General features: G+C 60.5%; 11 protein-coding genes. 4 read left to right on the top strand and 7 right to left on the bottom strand.

The window, feature by feature from the left end:
- Window positions 1–184: 184 nt before the first annotated feature.
- A complete protein-coding gene (locus tag AC4IHP_RS27550; RefSeq protein ID WP_490833250.1) occupies window positions 185–1,366 on the bottom strand; it encodes a CaiB/BaiF CoA transferase family protein in 1,182 nt (393 codons plus the stop codon).
- A gap of 145 nt (window positions 1,367–1,511) precedes the next feature.
- A complete protein-coding gene (locus AC4IHP_RS27545) occupies window positions 1,512–2,846 on the bottom strand; it encodes a dicarboxylate/amino acid:cation symporter (RefSeq protein WP_024013978.1) in 1,335 nt (444 codons plus the stop codon).
- Window positions 2,847–3,193: 347 nt separating this feature from the next.
- Here AC4IHP_RS27545 and AC4IHP_RS27540 point away from each other — a divergent pair, with 347 nt between their 5' ends.
- Window positions 3,194–4,192 carry an AraC family transcriptional regulator gene (locus tag AC4IHP_RS27540; protein ID WP_460120826.1) on the top strand — a complete coding sequence of 333 codons (999 nt, stop codon included), beginning with the start codon at window positions 3,194–3,196 and terminating at the stop codon, window positions 4,190–4,192.
- 95 nt (window positions 4,193–4,287) lie between these two features.
- On the opposite strand, the gene AC4IHP_RS27535 is transcribed toward AC4IHP_RS27540, so the two are convergent.
- The 3 genes from AC4IHP_RS27535 to AC4IHP_RS27525 form a co-directional block, all read right to left on the bottom strand.
- The gene (locus AC4IHP_RS27535; RefSeq protein WP_073472181.1) at window positions 4,288–5,634 is read right to left on the bottom strand and encodes an ATP-binding protein; all 1,347 of its coding nucleotides are present in this window, start codon (window positions 5,632–5,634) and stop codon (window positions 4,288–4,290) included.
- Window positions 5,631–6,308, bottom strand: coding sequence for a response regulator transcription factor (locus tag AC4IHP_RS27530; RefSeq protein ID WP_016773623.1), 678 nt, complete (start codon window positions 6,306–6,308; stop codon window positions 5,631–5,633). The genes AC4IHP_RS27535 and AC4IHP_RS27530 overlap by 4 nt, the downstream gene beginning before the upstream one ends.
- 149 nt (window positions 6,309–6,457) lie before the next feature.
- Window positions 6,458–7,063, bottom strand: a complete 606-nt coding sequence (locus AC4IHP_RS27525; RefSeq protein ID WP_490833249.1) for a hypothetical protein — start codon at window positions 7,061–7,063, stop codon at window positions 6,458–6,460.
- A gap of 143 nt (window positions 7,064–7,206) precedes the next feature.
- On the opposite strand from AC4IHP_RS27525, the gene AC4IHP_RS27520 reads away from it, so the two are divergent.
- On the top strand, window positions 7,207–7,998 hold the full coding sequence (locus AC4IHP_RS27520) for a dienelactone hydrolase family protein (protein ID WP_490833248.1): 792 nt from the start codon (window positions 7,207–7,209) through the stop codon (window positions 7,996–7,998).
- Window positions 7,999–8,150: 152 nt separating this feature from the next.
- The gene (locus AC4IHP_RS27515; RefSeq protein WP_490833247.1) at window positions 8,151–8,876 is read left to right on the top strand and encodes a 4'-phosphopantetheinyl transferase family protein; all 726 of its coding nucleotides are present in this window, start codon (window positions 8,151–8,153) and stop codon (window positions 8,874–8,876) included.
- Between the two features lie 107 nt (window positions 8,877–8,983).
- On the opposite strand, the gene AC4IHP_RS27510 is transcribed toward AC4IHP_RS27515, so the two are convergent.
- Together AC4IHP_RS27510 and AC4IHP_RS27505 are read right to left on the bottom strand one after the other, a co-directional pair.
- Window positions 8,984–10,594, bottom strand: a complete 1,611-nt coding sequence (locus AC4IHP_RS27510; protein ID WP_490833246.1) for an ATP-binding protein — start codon at window positions 10,592–10,594, stop codon at window positions 8,984–8,986.
- Complete coding sequence (locus AC4IHP_RS27505) at window positions 10,591–11,313, bottom strand: response regulator (RefSeq protein WP_415761767.1); 723 nt, start codon at window positions 11,311–11,313, stop codon at window positions 10,591–10,593. The genes AC4IHP_RS27510 and AC4IHP_RS27505 overlap by 4 nt, the downstream gene beginning before the upstream one ends.
- 855 nt (window positions 11,314–12,168) lie before the next feature.
- Here AC4IHP_RS27505 and AC4IHP_RS27500 point away from each other — a divergent pair.
- Window positions 12,169–15,063: a ribonucleoside-diphosphate reductase subunit alpha gene (locus AC4IHP_RS27500; RefSeq protein WP_024013986.1), complete on the top strand. Its 2,895-nt coding sequence runs from the start codon at window positions 12,169–12,171 to the stop codon at window positions 15,061–15,063.
- Window positions 15,064–15,744: the final 681 nt, after the last annotated feature.

Genomic DNA, 15,744 nt, shown 5'->3' with positions numbered 1-15,744 from the left:
CAAACGCAGCTCAGCAATTCTCCCACAGGGGAATGCATTTCAATGTGGGAGCGAGCCTGCTCGCGAAGGCGGCGGCACAGGCACTAAAGAATCACCTTGGCCAAACGCAGCTCAGCAATTCTCCCACAGGGGAATGCATTTCAATGTGGGAGCGAGCCTGCTCGCGAAGGCGGCGGCATGGGCGCTACAGAATCACCTTGGCGGAACGCAACTCGGCGATCCGCTCAGCACTCAACCCCAACTCCGCCAACACCTCATCCGTATGCTGCCCCAACCCCGCGCCGACATGCCTTGGTGCAGGCAACGCTTCTGAGAATTTCAGCGGACAAGCCATCTGCGCCTGCGTAGTACCATCACCGCGCGGCACTTGCGTTACCAACTCCCGCGCCTGCATTTGCGGATGGCGCAACGCCTCGCCCAGATTCAATACCGGCTCGACGCAGGCATCGACCCCGGCAAACAACTCACACAACTCAGCAAAATCATGCCGCTCGAACTCGATCCGCAACGCCTCTTTCAAGGCCTGTTGCTGCTCAGGCCGGGGCGATAACCCTTGCGCCGCCAGCTCCGGCCGGCCCAGCGTCGTGCACAGTTGCTGCATGAAGGCCGGTTCCAGACTGCCCACCGACATCCAGCGTCCATCCCGCGTACGGTAGTAGTCATAGAAGCTGCCGCCATTGAGCATCTGGTCTTCCCAACCCGGTTCCACGCCGCAGGCCAGATACCCCGCGCCGGCCATGGCGTTCAGGCTGAACGCGCAATCGGTCATGCTCACATCCAGATGGGTGCCCTGCCCGGTTTGCTGGCGGGCAATCACCGCTGCCAGCAAGCCGATCACTCCATGTAGCGAGCCGCCCGCCACGTCCGCCACCTGCATGCCCAGCGGCAACGGCCCGCTGTCGGCGCGCCCGGTGTAACTGGCCAGCCCGGCCAGGGCCAGATAGTTGATGTCATGCCCGGCGCGCTCCTTGTACGGCCCGCTCTGGCCGTAACCGCTGATCGACACATAAATCAGCTTTGGGTTGATCGCCTTCAACACTTCATAACCAAGGCCCAGACGTTCCATCACCCCAGGGCGAAACTGCTCGAGCACGATGTCGTATTCGCCCAGCAGTTGCTTGATGATCTGCAGCGCTTCGGGCTGTTTCAGATCGAGCGCCAGACTGCGCTTGTTGCGGTTCAGGTAGGCGTGGCTGGCCGATACCCCGCCATCGTGCGGCAGCAGCACCCGCAGCAGATCCATGCGGGTTGGCGATTCGATGCGCAGCACCTCGGCGCCCATGTCCGCCAGAAGCAACGAGGCGAACGGCCCCGGCAGCAAGGTCGAGAAATCGAGAATCTTCAGTGAGGCCAGCGGTGCGGACATGGGCAAACTCCTTGGGCGATGCACTCAGCCTAGGCAGCCATCGTCGATGCGGCAATCACCGCAAATGTCAGCAGGTGTGACCGTTGCGCTCAAATTCCGGGCAAGAAAAAACCCGCCGAAGCGGGTTTTTCTGTGCAAGCGATGCTTACTTCACATTGCTCGGGGTCGGGCCTTCAGCCACACCCAGGTCGTCTTCTTCACGCTCGTCGGAGATACCGCGACCGCCGGAAGCCAGCTCGGTCTGCAGTTGATCGGTGTCCAGTTCCTTGACCCACTTGGCGACGACGATGGTCGCTACAGCGTTACCGACCAGGTTGGTCAGTGCGCGGGCTTCGGACATGAAACGGTCGATACCGAGGATCAGCGCCAGACCGGCAACCGGCAGGTGACCTACCGCCGACAGCGTAGCGGCCAGGACGATGAAGCCCGAACCGGTCACACCCGCCGCGCCTTTGGAGGACAGCAGCAGCACCAGCAGCAGAGTGATCTGGTGGGTGATGTCCATGTGCGTGTCGGTCGCCTGAGCGATGAACACGGCGGCCATGGTCAGGTAGATCGAAGTACCGTCGAGGTTGAACGAGTAACCGGTCGGGATCACCAGACCAACAACCGATTTCTTCGCGCCCAGACGCTCCATCTTGATCAGCATGCGTGGCAGTGCCGATTCCGACGAGGACGTACCCAGTACGATCAACAGTTCTTCACGGATGTAACGCACCAGTTTGAACACGCTGAAACCGTGAGCCCGGCAGATCGCACCCAGCACCAGCACGACGAACAGGACGCAGGTGATGTAGAAGCAGATCATCAACTGGCCCAGTTGCACCAGCGAGCCGACACCGTAGGCACCGATGGTGAACGCCATGGCACCGAACGCACCCAGCGGCGCCAGTTTCATGATCATGTTGATGATGTTGAACATCACGTGGGCGAAGCGATCGATCATGTCCAGCAGCGGACGACCGTACGAGCCGAGGCGATGCAGGGCGTAGCCGAAGATCACCGAGAACATCAGCACTTGCAGGATGTCACCGGTGGCGAACGCGCCGACGATGGTGTTCGGGATCACATTGAGGAGGAAACCGACAATGCTCTGGTCTTTACTGGCCGTCACGTAGGTGGCGATTTTCGAGGCGTCGAGGGTGGTGACGTCGATGTGCATGCCGGCGCCCGGTTGCACAACGTTGACCACGACCAGACCGATCAGCAGGGCAATGGTGGAAACGATTTCGAAGTACAGCAGCGCGTAGCCGCCGGTCTTGCCCACCGACTTCATGTTCTGCATGCCGGCGATGCCGCTGACAACAGTACAGAAGATGATCGGGGCGATGACCATTTTGATCAGCTTGATGAAGCCGTCACCCAGGGGCTTGAGGGCCACACCGGTCTGCGGATAGAAGTGACCAAGCAGGATGCCGATGGCGATGGCAACGATCACCTGGAAATACAGGGATTTGTACAGTGGCTGACGAGTCGTCATTGCAGGTTTCCTCAAGCGTCCAGCGGCAACATCCATCTGTCGAGCGCCGAACCTTAATTGCGAACCCTCCTGCACTGGAGGGATTTGTTGTTGGAACGGCATTCTTCCGAGCGGAAGAAGTGCACGCTTCTGTCGCTTGTATCGCAAACGCCGTGCCAGATTGGTGCGAATGGCAGCAAGCCTTTTGATATCAGGGGCTGCAGGATTTTCCTGTCACCAATCAGTGACTTGAGGCGTGGCGGATTTCCGCCAACTGAGCGTCCAGCGTCCTGCAATTTGGCGGAAATCCGCCTTGTGGCGTTGCCGGCCCGCCATTACGATCGGTGCCTGAACAAGGATTGCCGCTTATGCGCGAACGTACCATCGCCAGCCATTTCGCCCGTGCCGCTCTTGGCGGCGCACGCCGGCGCGGCCTGGATTATTCAGGCCTGTTGCAGCAACTGGGGATCAGTCCGGAGTTGCTCGACGAGCCCCGCGCGCGGATTGCCCCTGAGCAGTTCACCCGGCTGATTCAAGGGCTGTGGCTGGCGCTGGACGACGAATATCTGGGTTTCGGTAACGCCCCGAGCAAGCCCGGCAGCTTCGCCATGATGTGCCACGCCTCGATTCACTGCCGCAACCTGGAGAAGGCTCTGCAACGTGGTTTGTTGTTCTACAGCCTGTTCCCCGACGCCCCACGCCTGACCCTGCGCCGCGAAGATCAGTGGGTGCGTTTGAGCCTGGACGACGCGCAATGGTGGGATCCGGATCATTTTCTCACCGAGAGCCTGCTGGTGATCTGGCATCGCCTCGGCAGTTGGCTGATCGGCCAGCGCATTCGCCTCGAGCAGGCAACCTTCAGCTATCCGCGCCCCGAACACGGCGGCGAATACGACCTGCTGTTCCCTTGCCCGCTGACCTTTGATGCCGAGCAGAGCAGCCTGCTGTTTCACAGTCGCTATCTGGCCATGCCGCTGTTGCAGGACGAACGCACGCTCAAGCACTTCCTCGAACGTTCCCCCGCCGACCTGCTCTCACGCCCGGACGATGGCGACAGCCTGAGCAGTCGCCTGCGTCGTTTGCTCAGCCGCGACGCGGCACATTGGCCGGATCTGGAAGCCGTCGCCGCGCATTTGCACATCAGTCCACAGACCTTGCGCAGGCATTTGCGTGAGGAAGGCACGAGTTTTCAGGAGCTCAAGGATCAACTGCGGCGGGATATCGCCATCTATCATCTGGGCCGGGCGGATCTGTCGTTGCAGCAGATTGCCGAGCAGCTCGGGTTCTCTGAGCCTTCGGCGTTTCACCGGGCGTTCAAGAAATGGACGGGGCTGACACCAGGGGCTTATCGGGCGCAGGAGTTGTGAAGCCAGACGCCTTCGCGAGCAGGCTCGCTCCCACAGGGGAATGCCTTTCAAGGTGGGAGCGAACCTGCTCGCGAAGAGGCCGGCACTGCCGACCTTCACACCGCAGGAAAATGGATCCTGAACGCCGCCCCGCCCATCGGTGAATCGCCCAAAGCCAAACGGGCGTTGTAGCTTTCGATGATGTCCTTGACCACCGCCAGCCCGATCCCTTGCCCGGGATGCTGGGCGTCCAGGCGTTCGCCACGTTCGAGAATTCGCGCACGCTGATCAAGTGGCACACCCGGCCCATCGTCCTCGACACACAATTCGATCCCGGCCAAGGACTCGCGCACGCTGACTCGCACTTCGCCGAGGCACAGGCGATAGGCGTTCTCCAGCAGATTGCCGAGCATTTCCAGCAAGGCGCCCTGCTCGATCGGCACGTAGCAATGCTCCGGCAGATCAAAGGTCACGCGCACATGTTTGTCGCGGTAGACCTTGTCCAGCGTGTCGCAGAGGCTTTTGAGCACCGGTTGCAGGCGCACCTGATGGCGCACCAGGCCGCTTTTGCGCAGGCTGGCCCGTTGCAGTTGGTAGCTGATCTGCTGGCTCATGCGTTCGATCTGGCTTTGCAGAACCCAGGCCTGATCGCGGTCTGCGGGGCGCTGGGCCATGTCTTCGCTGACGCCTTGCAGCACCGCCAAGGGGGTTTTCAGGCTGTGAGCGAGGTCGTCGAGGGAGTCGCGGTAGCGGCTGCGTTGCTGGCGTTCACTGAGCAGCAAGCGGTTGAGCGAGCCGGTGAGGCGCAGCAGTTCACGCGGGTGTTTTTCCGTGAGGCTTTCGCGAGTACCGCCTTCGATTTCGTCGAGCTCCTGGCTCAAACGACGCAAGGCCTTGAGGCCCCAGGTCAGGCCGATCCACAACAATGCCAGCAAAACGAGCAATGCTGCACCGAAGCCCAGATAGAGGTTTTCGCGCAGGCCTTCGAGGGTGGTTTCGTATTCGCGCACCGGTTGCAGAGCGACGATGCTGAACGCTGCGCTTTTGCCGCCGAGCAATTTGACTTCGACGTCGTAGACGAAGAACTCCTGACCGCTGGCTTCACGAATCCGTGCGAACTCGTTGCCGAGGCCGTCGTAACGCGGTTTGTAGTTGATCTGTTCTTCCTGAGTGGCTTTCGAACGCCACACCAACTTGCCGTCGCGGTCGTAGATATAGCCGAGCAAACGGAAATCGGTGAGGTTGAAGCGCTCGTCCGGCAATTGCGACGGCATCACCAGCCGACCGTTTTCTACCCGGGCGGCGGAAATCAATGTGGTGACGTCGGAGGCCAGGCGTTGCTCGATCGAGTCCTGCAAGGCAAGGCTGAAGGCGCCCTGCATCGCTGGCAGCAAGGCAAGCATGAACAACACCGCCAACGTGGTGGCGGCGAGCATCAGGCGAACGCGAAGGGAACGGATCAAGTGCAGCGCTCATTGAACAGGTAACCGAGGCCACGCACAGTGTCGATCGGTTTGAACCCGGCCGGGCCTTCGAGTTTGCGGCGCAACCGGCCGACCAGCACTTCGATGACATTTGGATCGCGCTCGTCGTCATCCGGATAGAGCTGCTCCATCAAGCGATCCTTGGGCACCACTTGCTGATGATGGCGCATGAGGTATTCGAGGATGCGGTATTCGTAGGCGGTCAGCGCCAGCGGTTGTTCATCGAGGCTGGCCTGTTTGCGATTGAGGTCGAGCAGCAAAGGCCCGGCAACGATGGTCGACTGGGTAAAGCCGCTGGAGCGCCGCAGCAATGCGTTCAGGCGTGCGTCGAGCTCTTCGAACTGGAACGGCTTGACCACGTAATCGTCGGCACCGGCGGCGAGCCCTTCGACCTTGTCCTGCCAGTTGCCGCGCGCGGTGAGGATCAGGATCGGGAAGGTCTTGCCGCCCGAGCGCAACTGGCGGATCAGGTCGAGGCCGCCCATGCCCGGCAGGCCGAGATCGATCACCGCCAGATCGAAGTTGTACTGGCCGGTCTGGTACAGCGCCTCCTCGGCATTGGCCACGGACTCGACCACGTGGCCGCTCTCCGTCAGGCGGGTTTGCAGGTGATGACGCAACAGCGCCTCATCTTCGACAACCAACAGTTTCATAAAACTCTCCGGGCTAAATCACCCACTCCAGTGACACACCTGTGGGAGCGAGCCTGCTCGCGAATGCGGTCATTCAGTCAACGATTATGTTGAATGAAACATCGCTTTCGCGAGCAGGCTCGCTCCCACATTCAATCGACGGCAACCGCTTAGAAATAGTAGTTGGCCGACAGGTAGGTCTGCGCGCTGCTGGTCAAGTCCAGCGAGCCCTGTTTGCTGCCGCCGCTCTCTTTCATTTCGGTGCTGGCGTTGCTGCGCAGGTAACGGTAACCGAGTTCCACCGAGGTGTTCTGCGAAACTTGCTGCAACACACCGACCTGGCCACCGATGGCGTAACCGATGTCGCTGTCACGGCTGAAGCCTGGCGAATCCTGCGTCAGCTTGGTCAGACCGGCCGTGGCGCCACCGAACAATTTGGTGCTGCCGCCCACCGGGTAGAACAGGTCATAGCTGCCGAGCAGATTTTCCTGGCGCAGTTTAACGCCATTGTGCGAACCGGAAACGTTGTCGTAGGTGGCGTAGTAGCGGCCCTGGCTGTTTTGCTGACCGAGGCGCATGCCGTAGGTGTTGTTGCCGTCGATGGCCCCTGTGGCGTTGGGGTGGTCAAGGTTGTTGTTGAGCGCATGGGACTTGTCGATCTTGTCGCTGGTCTGGCCGAACGTCAGGCCGGCGAAGTTGCTGGTGTCGTCGGCATTCGCCGCGATGCTGGAGCCTAACAGGGTAAAAGCCAGCAGCAGTTTGTTGATACGAGTCATGGGTATTTCCTCTTTCACAGTGCTGTTTGGGTATGGCGCAAGGTTACTGAGCCGCCCCTGTACGGCCCCTGAACCGTCTCTGAACCTGACCTGAACCGGATCGACTAGGCTGTTCTGACCACTTTCAATAAGGAGACCCGACCATGCGCCTGTTCCTCGCCCTCACTTTGCTGGCGGTCAGCAGCCTCACCCAGGCTGCGATAAAGACTGCAGAAATCCCCTATCAAAGCGCCGACGGCAGCCAACTGATCGGCTACTACGCCTATGACGACGCGATCAAAGGCCCACGCCCCGGCGTTGTCGTGGTCCACGAATGGTGGGGCCTGAACGATTACGCCAAGCGTCGCGCGCGGGATCTCGCCGGGCTCGGCTACAGCGCGCTGGCCATCGATATGTACGGTGAAGGCAAAAGCACCGAGCATCCGAAAGACGCCATGGCCTTCATGCAGGCAGCGACCAAGGATGCCGACGCCGCCAGTAAACGCTTCGCCGCCGGGCTCGATCTGTTGAAGAAACAGGCGCAGACCGACCCGAACAAAATCGCCGCCATCGGCTATTGCTTCGGCGGCAGCGTGGTGTTGAATGCGGCGCGTCAGGGTGTGCCGCTGGCCGGCGTGGTGAGTTTCCATGGCGCGCTGGCAACCAAGACGCCGGCGACTCCGGGCAGCGTCAAGGCGAAGATTCTGGTCGAGCATGGTGCGCTGGACAGCATGGTCACTCAGGACAACGTCACCGCGTTCAAGTCGGAGATGGACAAGGCCGGGGCGGACTACCAATTCGTCAGTCTGGATGGCGCCAAACACGGTTTCAGCAACCCGGATGCCGATCGCCTGAGCCATGGCGAGCATGGCGGGCCGGACATTGGTTACAACAAGGCGGCGGACGAGAAGTCATGGGCGGATATGCAGGCGTTCTTCAAGAAGATTTTCGGTTGAGTCAGTAACGACCGAGGCGCGGTTTTCGCGAGCAGGCTCGCTCCCACACCGGATATCTGTCGCACAGATGATCCCCCGTGGGAGCGAGCCTGCTCGCGAAGGCTTCACCGCCGATCTCGACCTCGCCCCGACTAACCGGCAAAATGCCCGCCATGCATACCACCCCCGCCCTGCCCGCCTGCTGCACTGCCCTCGACAGCCATTGGCCGTTGCCGACGGTACTGGCCGATACCGTGCTGCTCAGTACCCACTTCGACCCGGCACAGTTGCTCGGCGATGACTTCCAACGCAGCGCTGTGCTCGCGCCGCCGAGCATTCAGCGCTCGGTGGCCAAGCGTCAGGCCGAGTTTCTCGCCGGGCGCATCTGCGCTCGTGCCGCGCTGCAACAACTCGAAGGCCTGAATATCGTCCCGCCGATCGGCGAAGACCGCGCCCCGGTGTGGCCGTCGCACATTTGCGGTTCGATCACCCACAGCACCGGCCGCGCCGCAGCGATTGTCGCCAACAAGCAGCACTGGCGCGGCCTGGGCATGGATCTGGAAAACCTGTTGAGTTACGAGCGCGCCGAACGTCTGGCCGGGGAAATTCTTACACCGGCGGAAATGCAGCGCATGGCGGCAGGGTCGCAGGATCAACTGGCGCTGCTGGTGACTCTGACGTTTTCGGTGAAAGAGAGTTTGTTCAAGGCGCTGTACCCGATCGTGCAGCAGCGCTTTTATTTCGAACATGCCGAAGTGCTGGAATGGACTGAGGCGGGTCAGGTGAGGCTGCGGTTGCTGACTGATTTGTCCAGCGAATGGCGCAACGGATCGGAGCTGGAGGCGCAGTTTGCAATGCATGATGGGCAGTTGTTGAGTCTGGTCAGTATTCAGGCCTGAAGTTTTGCATTGCCTGTTGTGGCGCCTTCGCGAGCAGGCTCGCTCCCACAGGGGATTGCATTTCAAATGTGGGAGCGAGCCTGCTCGCGAAGGCGGTATCCCGAATCTCAACGGCGCTCCTGATTCCTCGGCCAACTCAGACTGAAACACGCCCCACCCAGGCTCTTGCTCTTGCCAATGATCGCGCGGCCGTCGTGCCAGTGGATGATCCGTCGCACAATCGACAACCCCAGACCATGCCCGCCCGACGCCCGCGTGCGGCTGTCGTCGAGGCGCAGAAACGGCGTGAAGATCCGCTCCCATGCAACCTCCGGCACGCCCGGCCCGTCATCCTCGACGTCGATGCGGCAGCGCAACTGGCCAACCTGATAACTCACCGTCACCTGCGAATGCGCATGACGCATCGCGTTGCCTACCAGATTCTGCAGCGCCCGATGCAGATAACGTGGCTCGGCCTCGACCCAGGCGCCGTCATTGTCGGCAGAGGACAGGCACAAACCGCGCTGCACCGTGACCTCGGCGCGCAGTGGCGCCAATTCTTCGATCACCTGATTGACCAGTGCATCCAGGTCGATGCGCTGGAAGGTCAGCGCCGGCGAGCCCTGCTCCAGCCGCGCGTAAGTGAGCATTTCGTCGACCAGCTTATCGAGGTCTTCGATGTCGTGATCCATGCCTTCGCGGTATTTCTCCAGCGCCTGCGGGGTGGTCGCCGTACCGATCATCTCCAGACCGAAACGCAGCCGCGCCACCGGCGTGCGCAACTCATGGGAGACCGCGCGCACCAGTTCTCGCTGGATCGCCAGCAGTTGCTGCAAGTGCTCGGCCATGCCATTGAACGCCGACGCCAGCCGCCCGACCGAGTCGGCTCCGCGTGCCGGCACACGCGTTTCCAGACTGCCCTTGGCGATGCGCGTGGCCGCCGCTTCGAGGCCGCGCAAACGCCGTTCGAGCTGACGCACCAGCAGATAAACGATAAGACCGATCAGCGTCAGACCCAGAGCGGCAATCAGCACCAGCCATTCCGGCGGGTACGGATTCATCTGATACAGCGGGCCGATTTCCAGCACCCACGGCGTGCCGACCATACCGGCGAACACGCGAATCGAATCGCCGCCCTTGCCCAGCGCCATCACCGTATCGCCCTCGGCCACGCGGCGGCTCTGGTCTTCGTCCATGTCGGCGTCATTTACCGTGACCAGACGCAGATCGAAGCCGAAGCCCTTTTCCTGCTTTATCTGCGCCAGACGTTTGGGCTGTTCGCCGACCGGCACCCGCACCAATTCATCGGCGAGCAAATAAATGGTCGCCCGGGCCAATTGCTCGCTGATCTGCTGCACCTCACCGACCAGCATCATTTGCTCTTTCTCGCTGACCAGTCGATAGACCTTGGCCGCGTGGGGCCCGGTCTGCTCGACCAGCGCCTGACCGCGCAGCACACGGGTACGCTGGGTCAGATCAAGATCGCTTTCGGCAAATTTCTTCAGCGTCAGCGGAATGCCGAGCAGCCGCTCCCACACCAGCAACGCGCGATGGCGCTCGGTCTGGCTCATCGGTTGCAGATTGTCGGCCATCAGCGAGAAGGTGCCGTGGGCCAAGCGTTCGCGGTACTGCTCGCTGCGCACCTGATTGAGCAGGTTCAGTGCCAGCACGCCGAGCACCGCCACCAGAATCAGCGCGGCGCACATGCCGCCGTAGATGCGCAGGAAGATCGAATTCACAGCGCCAGGTCTGCGCAGGCTTCCGGGACGAACAGGTAGCCTTTGCTGCGGATGGTCTTGATCAGGCGCGGATGATCGGGGTCGTCACCGATTTTCGGGCGGATGCGTGAGATGCGCACATCGATTGAGCGGTCCTGGCCGTCGTAGCCGATGCCGCGCAATGCAGTGAAGATTTCTTCGCGGGAAAGAATCCGCCCGGCGTTGGACACCAGCAGCCAGAGCAGGTCGAACTCGGCGCTGGTCAGCTCGATGCCGTTGTCGCTTAGCCAGGCTTCGCGTAACGCGTTGTCGACCACCAGCGGGCCGAATTGCAAACGACGGGATTTTTCCGCCGCCGGTTCCGGTGTGTCACTGCGTCGCAGCAACGCCTGGATACGCGCCAGCAGCAAGCGCGGACGCACCGGTTTGCACACATAGTCGTCGGCACCAAGATCGAGGCCGTGAATCTGATCAGCATCGTCGGTGCGCGCGGTGAGCATCAGGATCGGCCCGTCGTACTGGCTGCGCACCTTGCGACAAATGCTCAGGCCATCCTCGCCGGGCAGCATCAGGTCGAGGATCACCAGATCCGGTTGCTCCCTGATGATCCGCGCCGCCGCCAGCGCACCGTTGCCTTCGATCTCGACGCGCAGGCCATTGGCTTGCAGGTAATCGCGGGTGAGCTCGGCCAGTCGCTGGTCATCCTCGACGATCAATACCTGCCAGGTTTGTTGCTCCACCGGTGACCTCTGCTTGCTGTTTTTATTGATATATGAAGGTTTCGCTGAATGAACGCGGTTCCTGTAGGAGCTGACGAGTGAAACGAGGCTGCGATCTTTTGATCTTGCTCTTGAAAAATCACAATCAAAAGATCGCAGCCTTCGGCAGCTCCTACATGAGTCCTCCCGATCAGCTGTCATATTTCGGGAGGATAAAAATCCCAGTGCAACCAGCGATTGTATAAACGCCGGCCACCCGGAAAACAAGTCGGTAAATGCGTTCGGACGAGGCGGAATTGTGTGGTAGGGTTCGCGCCCTTAAAAAACCGCTGAAGCGTTTTTCCAGGCAAAAAAACAGTGACAAACGGTCTGGCTCAGCAGGTTAGCGGCCTACACGCGTTTTCCCTGTTTCTTACACAAATTACGCACAGGCTTATCCACAGGTAGTACGTTGCAATCCTCCCCTGAAACGCATTATCTTGTAGCACCGCGAAAACGCAGACCCTACATATAGGGTTTTCGTCTAAATCGCCCAACCACATTTCAGGCCTGAAACTCAAGTGCTTTATGGCCAGTTTCCGGTAGAACGAACGAGTTTTTTCAAGCCCAAACCGCACTGGCGGATGGCACCGTTTTATTTGGTCCGAAACGGACAAAACGGTATGGGTGTTGCAGTCATGACTGCCACCCGCGAAGGAATCCGGTGGCGAGCTTCGGCTCGTAACCAAAACTTCGGCAAGGATGCGGCGTTGCAGCCTTTTTCCTACTGTTCCGAAGTTTGTAATGCCGACGCCCGTCGGTTGCAGTGCTTCGGTACAGAACGGTGAGCACCATGACGGTGCCAAACAAACATAGAGAATGTGGAGACCACCCCCCATGCAAACCGACACAACTCGCGAGAACCCGCAGGGCACCTTGCCGCAGGCCGCCGATTCGACTTCGGATCTGGCAGCCACCGCGCCTGGCCAGCTGCGCGTGATCAAGCGTAATGGCACTGTCGTTCCTTACACTGATGACAAGATCACCGTCGCTATCACCAAAGCGTTTCTCGCAGTTGAGGGCGGCACCGCTGCCGCTTCGTCGCGAATCCATGACACCGTGGCGCGCCTGACCGAGCAGGTCACCGCGACCTTCAAGCGTCGCATGCCATCGGGCGGCACCATCCACATCGAAGAAATCCAGGACCAGGTCGAACTGGCCCTGATGCGTGCCGGCGAGCAGAAAGTTGCCCGTGACTACGTGATCTACCGTGACGGCCGTTCGAAAGAACGCGCTGCCCACGCGCCGGCCGAAGCTGCCGTCAATGCGCACCCGTCGATCCGCATCACCCGCGCCGACGGTAGCCTGGCGCCTCTGGACATGGGCCGCCTGAACACCATCGTCACCGAAGCGTGCGAAGGCCTGGAAGAAGTCGACGGCGACCTGATCCAGCGCGAAACCCTGAAGAACCTGTATGACGGCGTGGCCCTGACCGACGTCAACACCGCCCTGGTCATGACCGCCCGTACCCTGGTCGAGCGCGAGCCGAACTACTCGTTCGTCACCGCCCGCCTGCTGATGGACACCCTGCGTGCCGAAGGCCTGAACTTCCTCGAAGTCGCCGAAAGCGCCACCCATCACGAAATGGCCGACCTGTACGCCAAGGCACTGCCGGCCTACATCGCCAAAGGTATCGAGTTCGAACTGCTGAACCCTGTGCTGGCCACCTTCGACCTGGAAAAACTGGGCAAGGCGATCAACCACGAGCGCGATCAGCAATTCACCTACCTCGGCCTGCAGACCCTGTACGACCGCTACTTCATCCACAAGGATGGCGTGCGTTTCGAACTGCCGCAGATCTTCTTCATGCGCGTGGCCATGGGTCTTGCGATCGAAGAAAAGCAGAAAGAAGACCGTGCGATCGAGTTCTACAACCTGCTGTCCTCGTTCGACTACATGGCTTCGACCCCGACCCTGTTCAACGCCGGTACCCTGCGTCCACAGTTGTCGAGCTGCTACCTGACTACCGTGCCGGATGACCTGTCGGGCATCTATCACGCGATCCACGACAACGCCATGCTGTCGAAATTTGCCGGTGGTCTGGGCAACGACTGGACGCCTGTTCGTGCGCTGGGTTCGTACATCAAGGGCACCAACGGCAAGTCGCAAGGCGTGGTGCCGTTCCTCAAAGTGGTGAACGACACCGCTGTGGCCGTGAACCAGGGTGGCAAGCGCAAAGGCGCGGTGTGTGCCTACCTGGAAACCTGGCACATGGACATCGAAGAGTTCATCGAGCTGCGCAAGAACACCGGTGACGATCGTCGTCGTACCCACGACATGAACACTGCTAACTGGATCCCTGACCTGTTCATGAAGCGCGTCTTCGATGACGGCAAGTGGACCCTGTTCTCGCCATCCGAAGTTCCGGACCTGCACGACCTGACTGGTAAAGCCTTCGAAGAGCGCTACGAGTACTACGAAGCGCTGACCGAGTACCCGGGCAAGGTCAAGCTGTTCAAGACCATCCAGGCCAAAGACCTGTGGCGCAAGATGCTCTCCATGCTGTTCGAAACCGGCCACCCATGGCTGACTTTCAAGGACCCGTGCAACCTGCGCAGCCCGCAGCAGCACGTCGGCGTGGTCCACAGCTCGAACCTGTGCACCGAGATCACCTTGAACACCAACAAGGACGAGATCGCCGTTTGCAACCTGGGCTCGATCAACCTGCCGAACCACATCGTCGACGGCAAGCTCGATACCGCCAAGCTGCAACGCACCGTGAACACCGCCGTGCGCATGCTCGATAACGTGATCGACATCAACTACTACTCGGTGCCGCAAGCGAAGAACTCCAACTTCCGCCACCGTCCGGTCGGTCTGGGCATCATGGGCTTCCAGGACGCTCTGTACCTGCAGCACATCGCCTACGGCTCCGACGCTGCCGTCGAGTTCGCCGACAAGTCGATGGAAGCGGTCAGCTACTACGCGATCCAGGCTTCCTGCGACCTGGCCGACGAGCGCGGCGCCTACGAGACGTTCAACGGTTCGCTGTGGTCCAAAGGCATCCTGCCGCTGGATTCGCAACAGATCCTGATCGAACAGCGTGGCGAGAAGTACATCGACGTCGACCTGAAGGAAACCCTCGACTGGGCACCGGTTCGCGCCCGTGTACAGAAAGGCATCCGTAACTCGAACATCATGGCCATCGCACCGACCGCGACCATCGCCAACATCACTGGCGTCTCGCAGTCGATCGAACCGACCTACCAGAACCTGTACGTGAAATCGAACCTGTCGGGCGAATTCACCGTAATCAACCCGTACCTGGTTCGCGACCTGAAGGCTCGCGGTCTGTGGGACTCGGTGATGATCAACGACCTGAAGTACTACGATGGTTCGGTGCAGCAGATCGAGCGCATCCCGCAAGAACTCAAAGAGCTCTACGCGACCGCGTTCGAAGTGGACACCAAGTGGATCGTTGACGCCGCCAGCCGTCGTCAGAAGTGGATCGACCAGGCCCAGTCGCTGAACCTGTACATCGCCGGCGCATCGGGCAAGAAGCTCGACGTGACCTACCGCATGGCCTGGTACCGTGGTCTGAAAACCACCTACTACCTCCGTGCCCTGGCCGCGACCAGCACCGAGAAGTCGACCATCAACACCGGTAAGCTGAACGCTGTTTCCAGCGGCGGCAACCACGGCGACGATTCGGTCCTGGCTGCTCCGGCAGGCCCGGCGCCAGTGCCAAAGGCCTGCGCAATTGACGAGCCGGATTGCGAAGCTTGCCAATAAGCTGAGCTGAGACCAGGCGTTGCGAGACGCCTGGGATCTTCAGGCAAAAGAAACCCCCGACAGACTTCTGGTTTGTCGGGGGTTTTGTTTTTTGGGGTTTGGTTTGGGTTTGGGTGAATATCCGTTGCTGCGGAAACGGCTTCTTATGGTTTCGCTCTTACAGCGAGTCACCTTTTCCAAACGCCGAAAAGGTAACCCAAAAGGCTTTGCCCCGGCGTACGGCCCGCTCGCTGGGGCTCGGGGTACCTTCGTTACGGGACCGATCCGGGCGCAGCGGCTCCGGTTGGCTTCGCTGCACCTACACTCGCTGTGTACGACTGCGTCGTACGGTCGCTGCGCTCCCACCCCCGGATCGATCCCGTAACGAAGCCTGCCGAAGGGGCAAAAGATCAAAAGCCAAAGCAAAAGCCGGATCAAAAGCCAAAGCAAAAGCCAGATCAAAAGATCGCAGCCTTCGGCAGCTCCTACAGTTGGATCGAGTGTTACCTCAAGACCAGGTCGCCTTCGCGAGCAAGCTCGCTCCCACAAAAAGGCAAAGCAGCGCAGCTGCCCGCGGCGAAGCCGCACCACTCAACAATGAGCGCAAGCTCGAGTGCTCTTGATCTTGATCCACGGGCGACGTCGGAAGGCTGAGTGGAGGGATTGATCCGGGCGTGGGAGCGCAGCGACCGTCTGGCGCAG

The sequence above is a fragment of the Pseudomonas sp. UF-293 genome (assembly GCF_058245595.1).
The sequence above is the reverse complement of the archived record's forward strand: the minus strand, read 5'-3'. Positions and strand labels throughout refer to the sequence as shown.

What these genes read in the sequence shown, in the direction of transcription:
- AC4IHP_RS27545 (WP_024013978.1), bottom strand. Translation starts at nt 2,846, where the DNA reads ATGACGACTCGTCAGCCACTGTACAAATCCCTGTATTTCCAGGTGATC.
- AC4IHP_RS27550 (WP_490833250.1), bottom strand. Translation starts at nt 1,366, where the DNA reads ATGTCCGCACCGCTGGCCTCACTGAAGATTCTCGATTTCTCGACCTTG.
- AC4IHP_RS27515 (WP_490833247.1), top strand. Translation starts at nt 8,151, where the DNA reads ATGCATACCACCCCCGCCCTGCCCGCCTGCTGCACTGCCCTCGACAGC.
- AC4IHP_RS27500 (WP_024013986.1), top strand. Translation starts at nt 12,169, where the DNA reads ATGCAAACCGACACAACTCGCGAGAACCCGCAGGGCACCTTGCCGCAG.
- AC4IHP_RS27540 (WP_460120826.1), top strand. Translation starts at nt 3,194, where the DNA reads ATGCGCGAACGTACCATCGCCAGCCATTTCGCCCGTGCCGCTCTTGGC.
- AC4IHP_RS27530 (WP_016773623.1), bottom strand. Translation starts at nt 6,308, where the DNA reads ATGAAACTGTTGGTTGTCGAAGATGAGGCGCTGTTGCGTCATCACCTG.
- AC4IHP_RS27525 (WP_490833249.1), bottom strand. Translation starts at nt 7,063, where the DNA reads ATGACTCGTATCAACAAACTGCTGCTGGCTTTTACCCTGTTAGGCTCC.
- AC4IHP_RS27520 (WP_490833248.1), top strand. Translation starts at nt 7,207, where the DNA reads ATGCGCCTGTTCCTCGCCCTCACTTTGCTGGCGGTCAGCAGCCTCACC.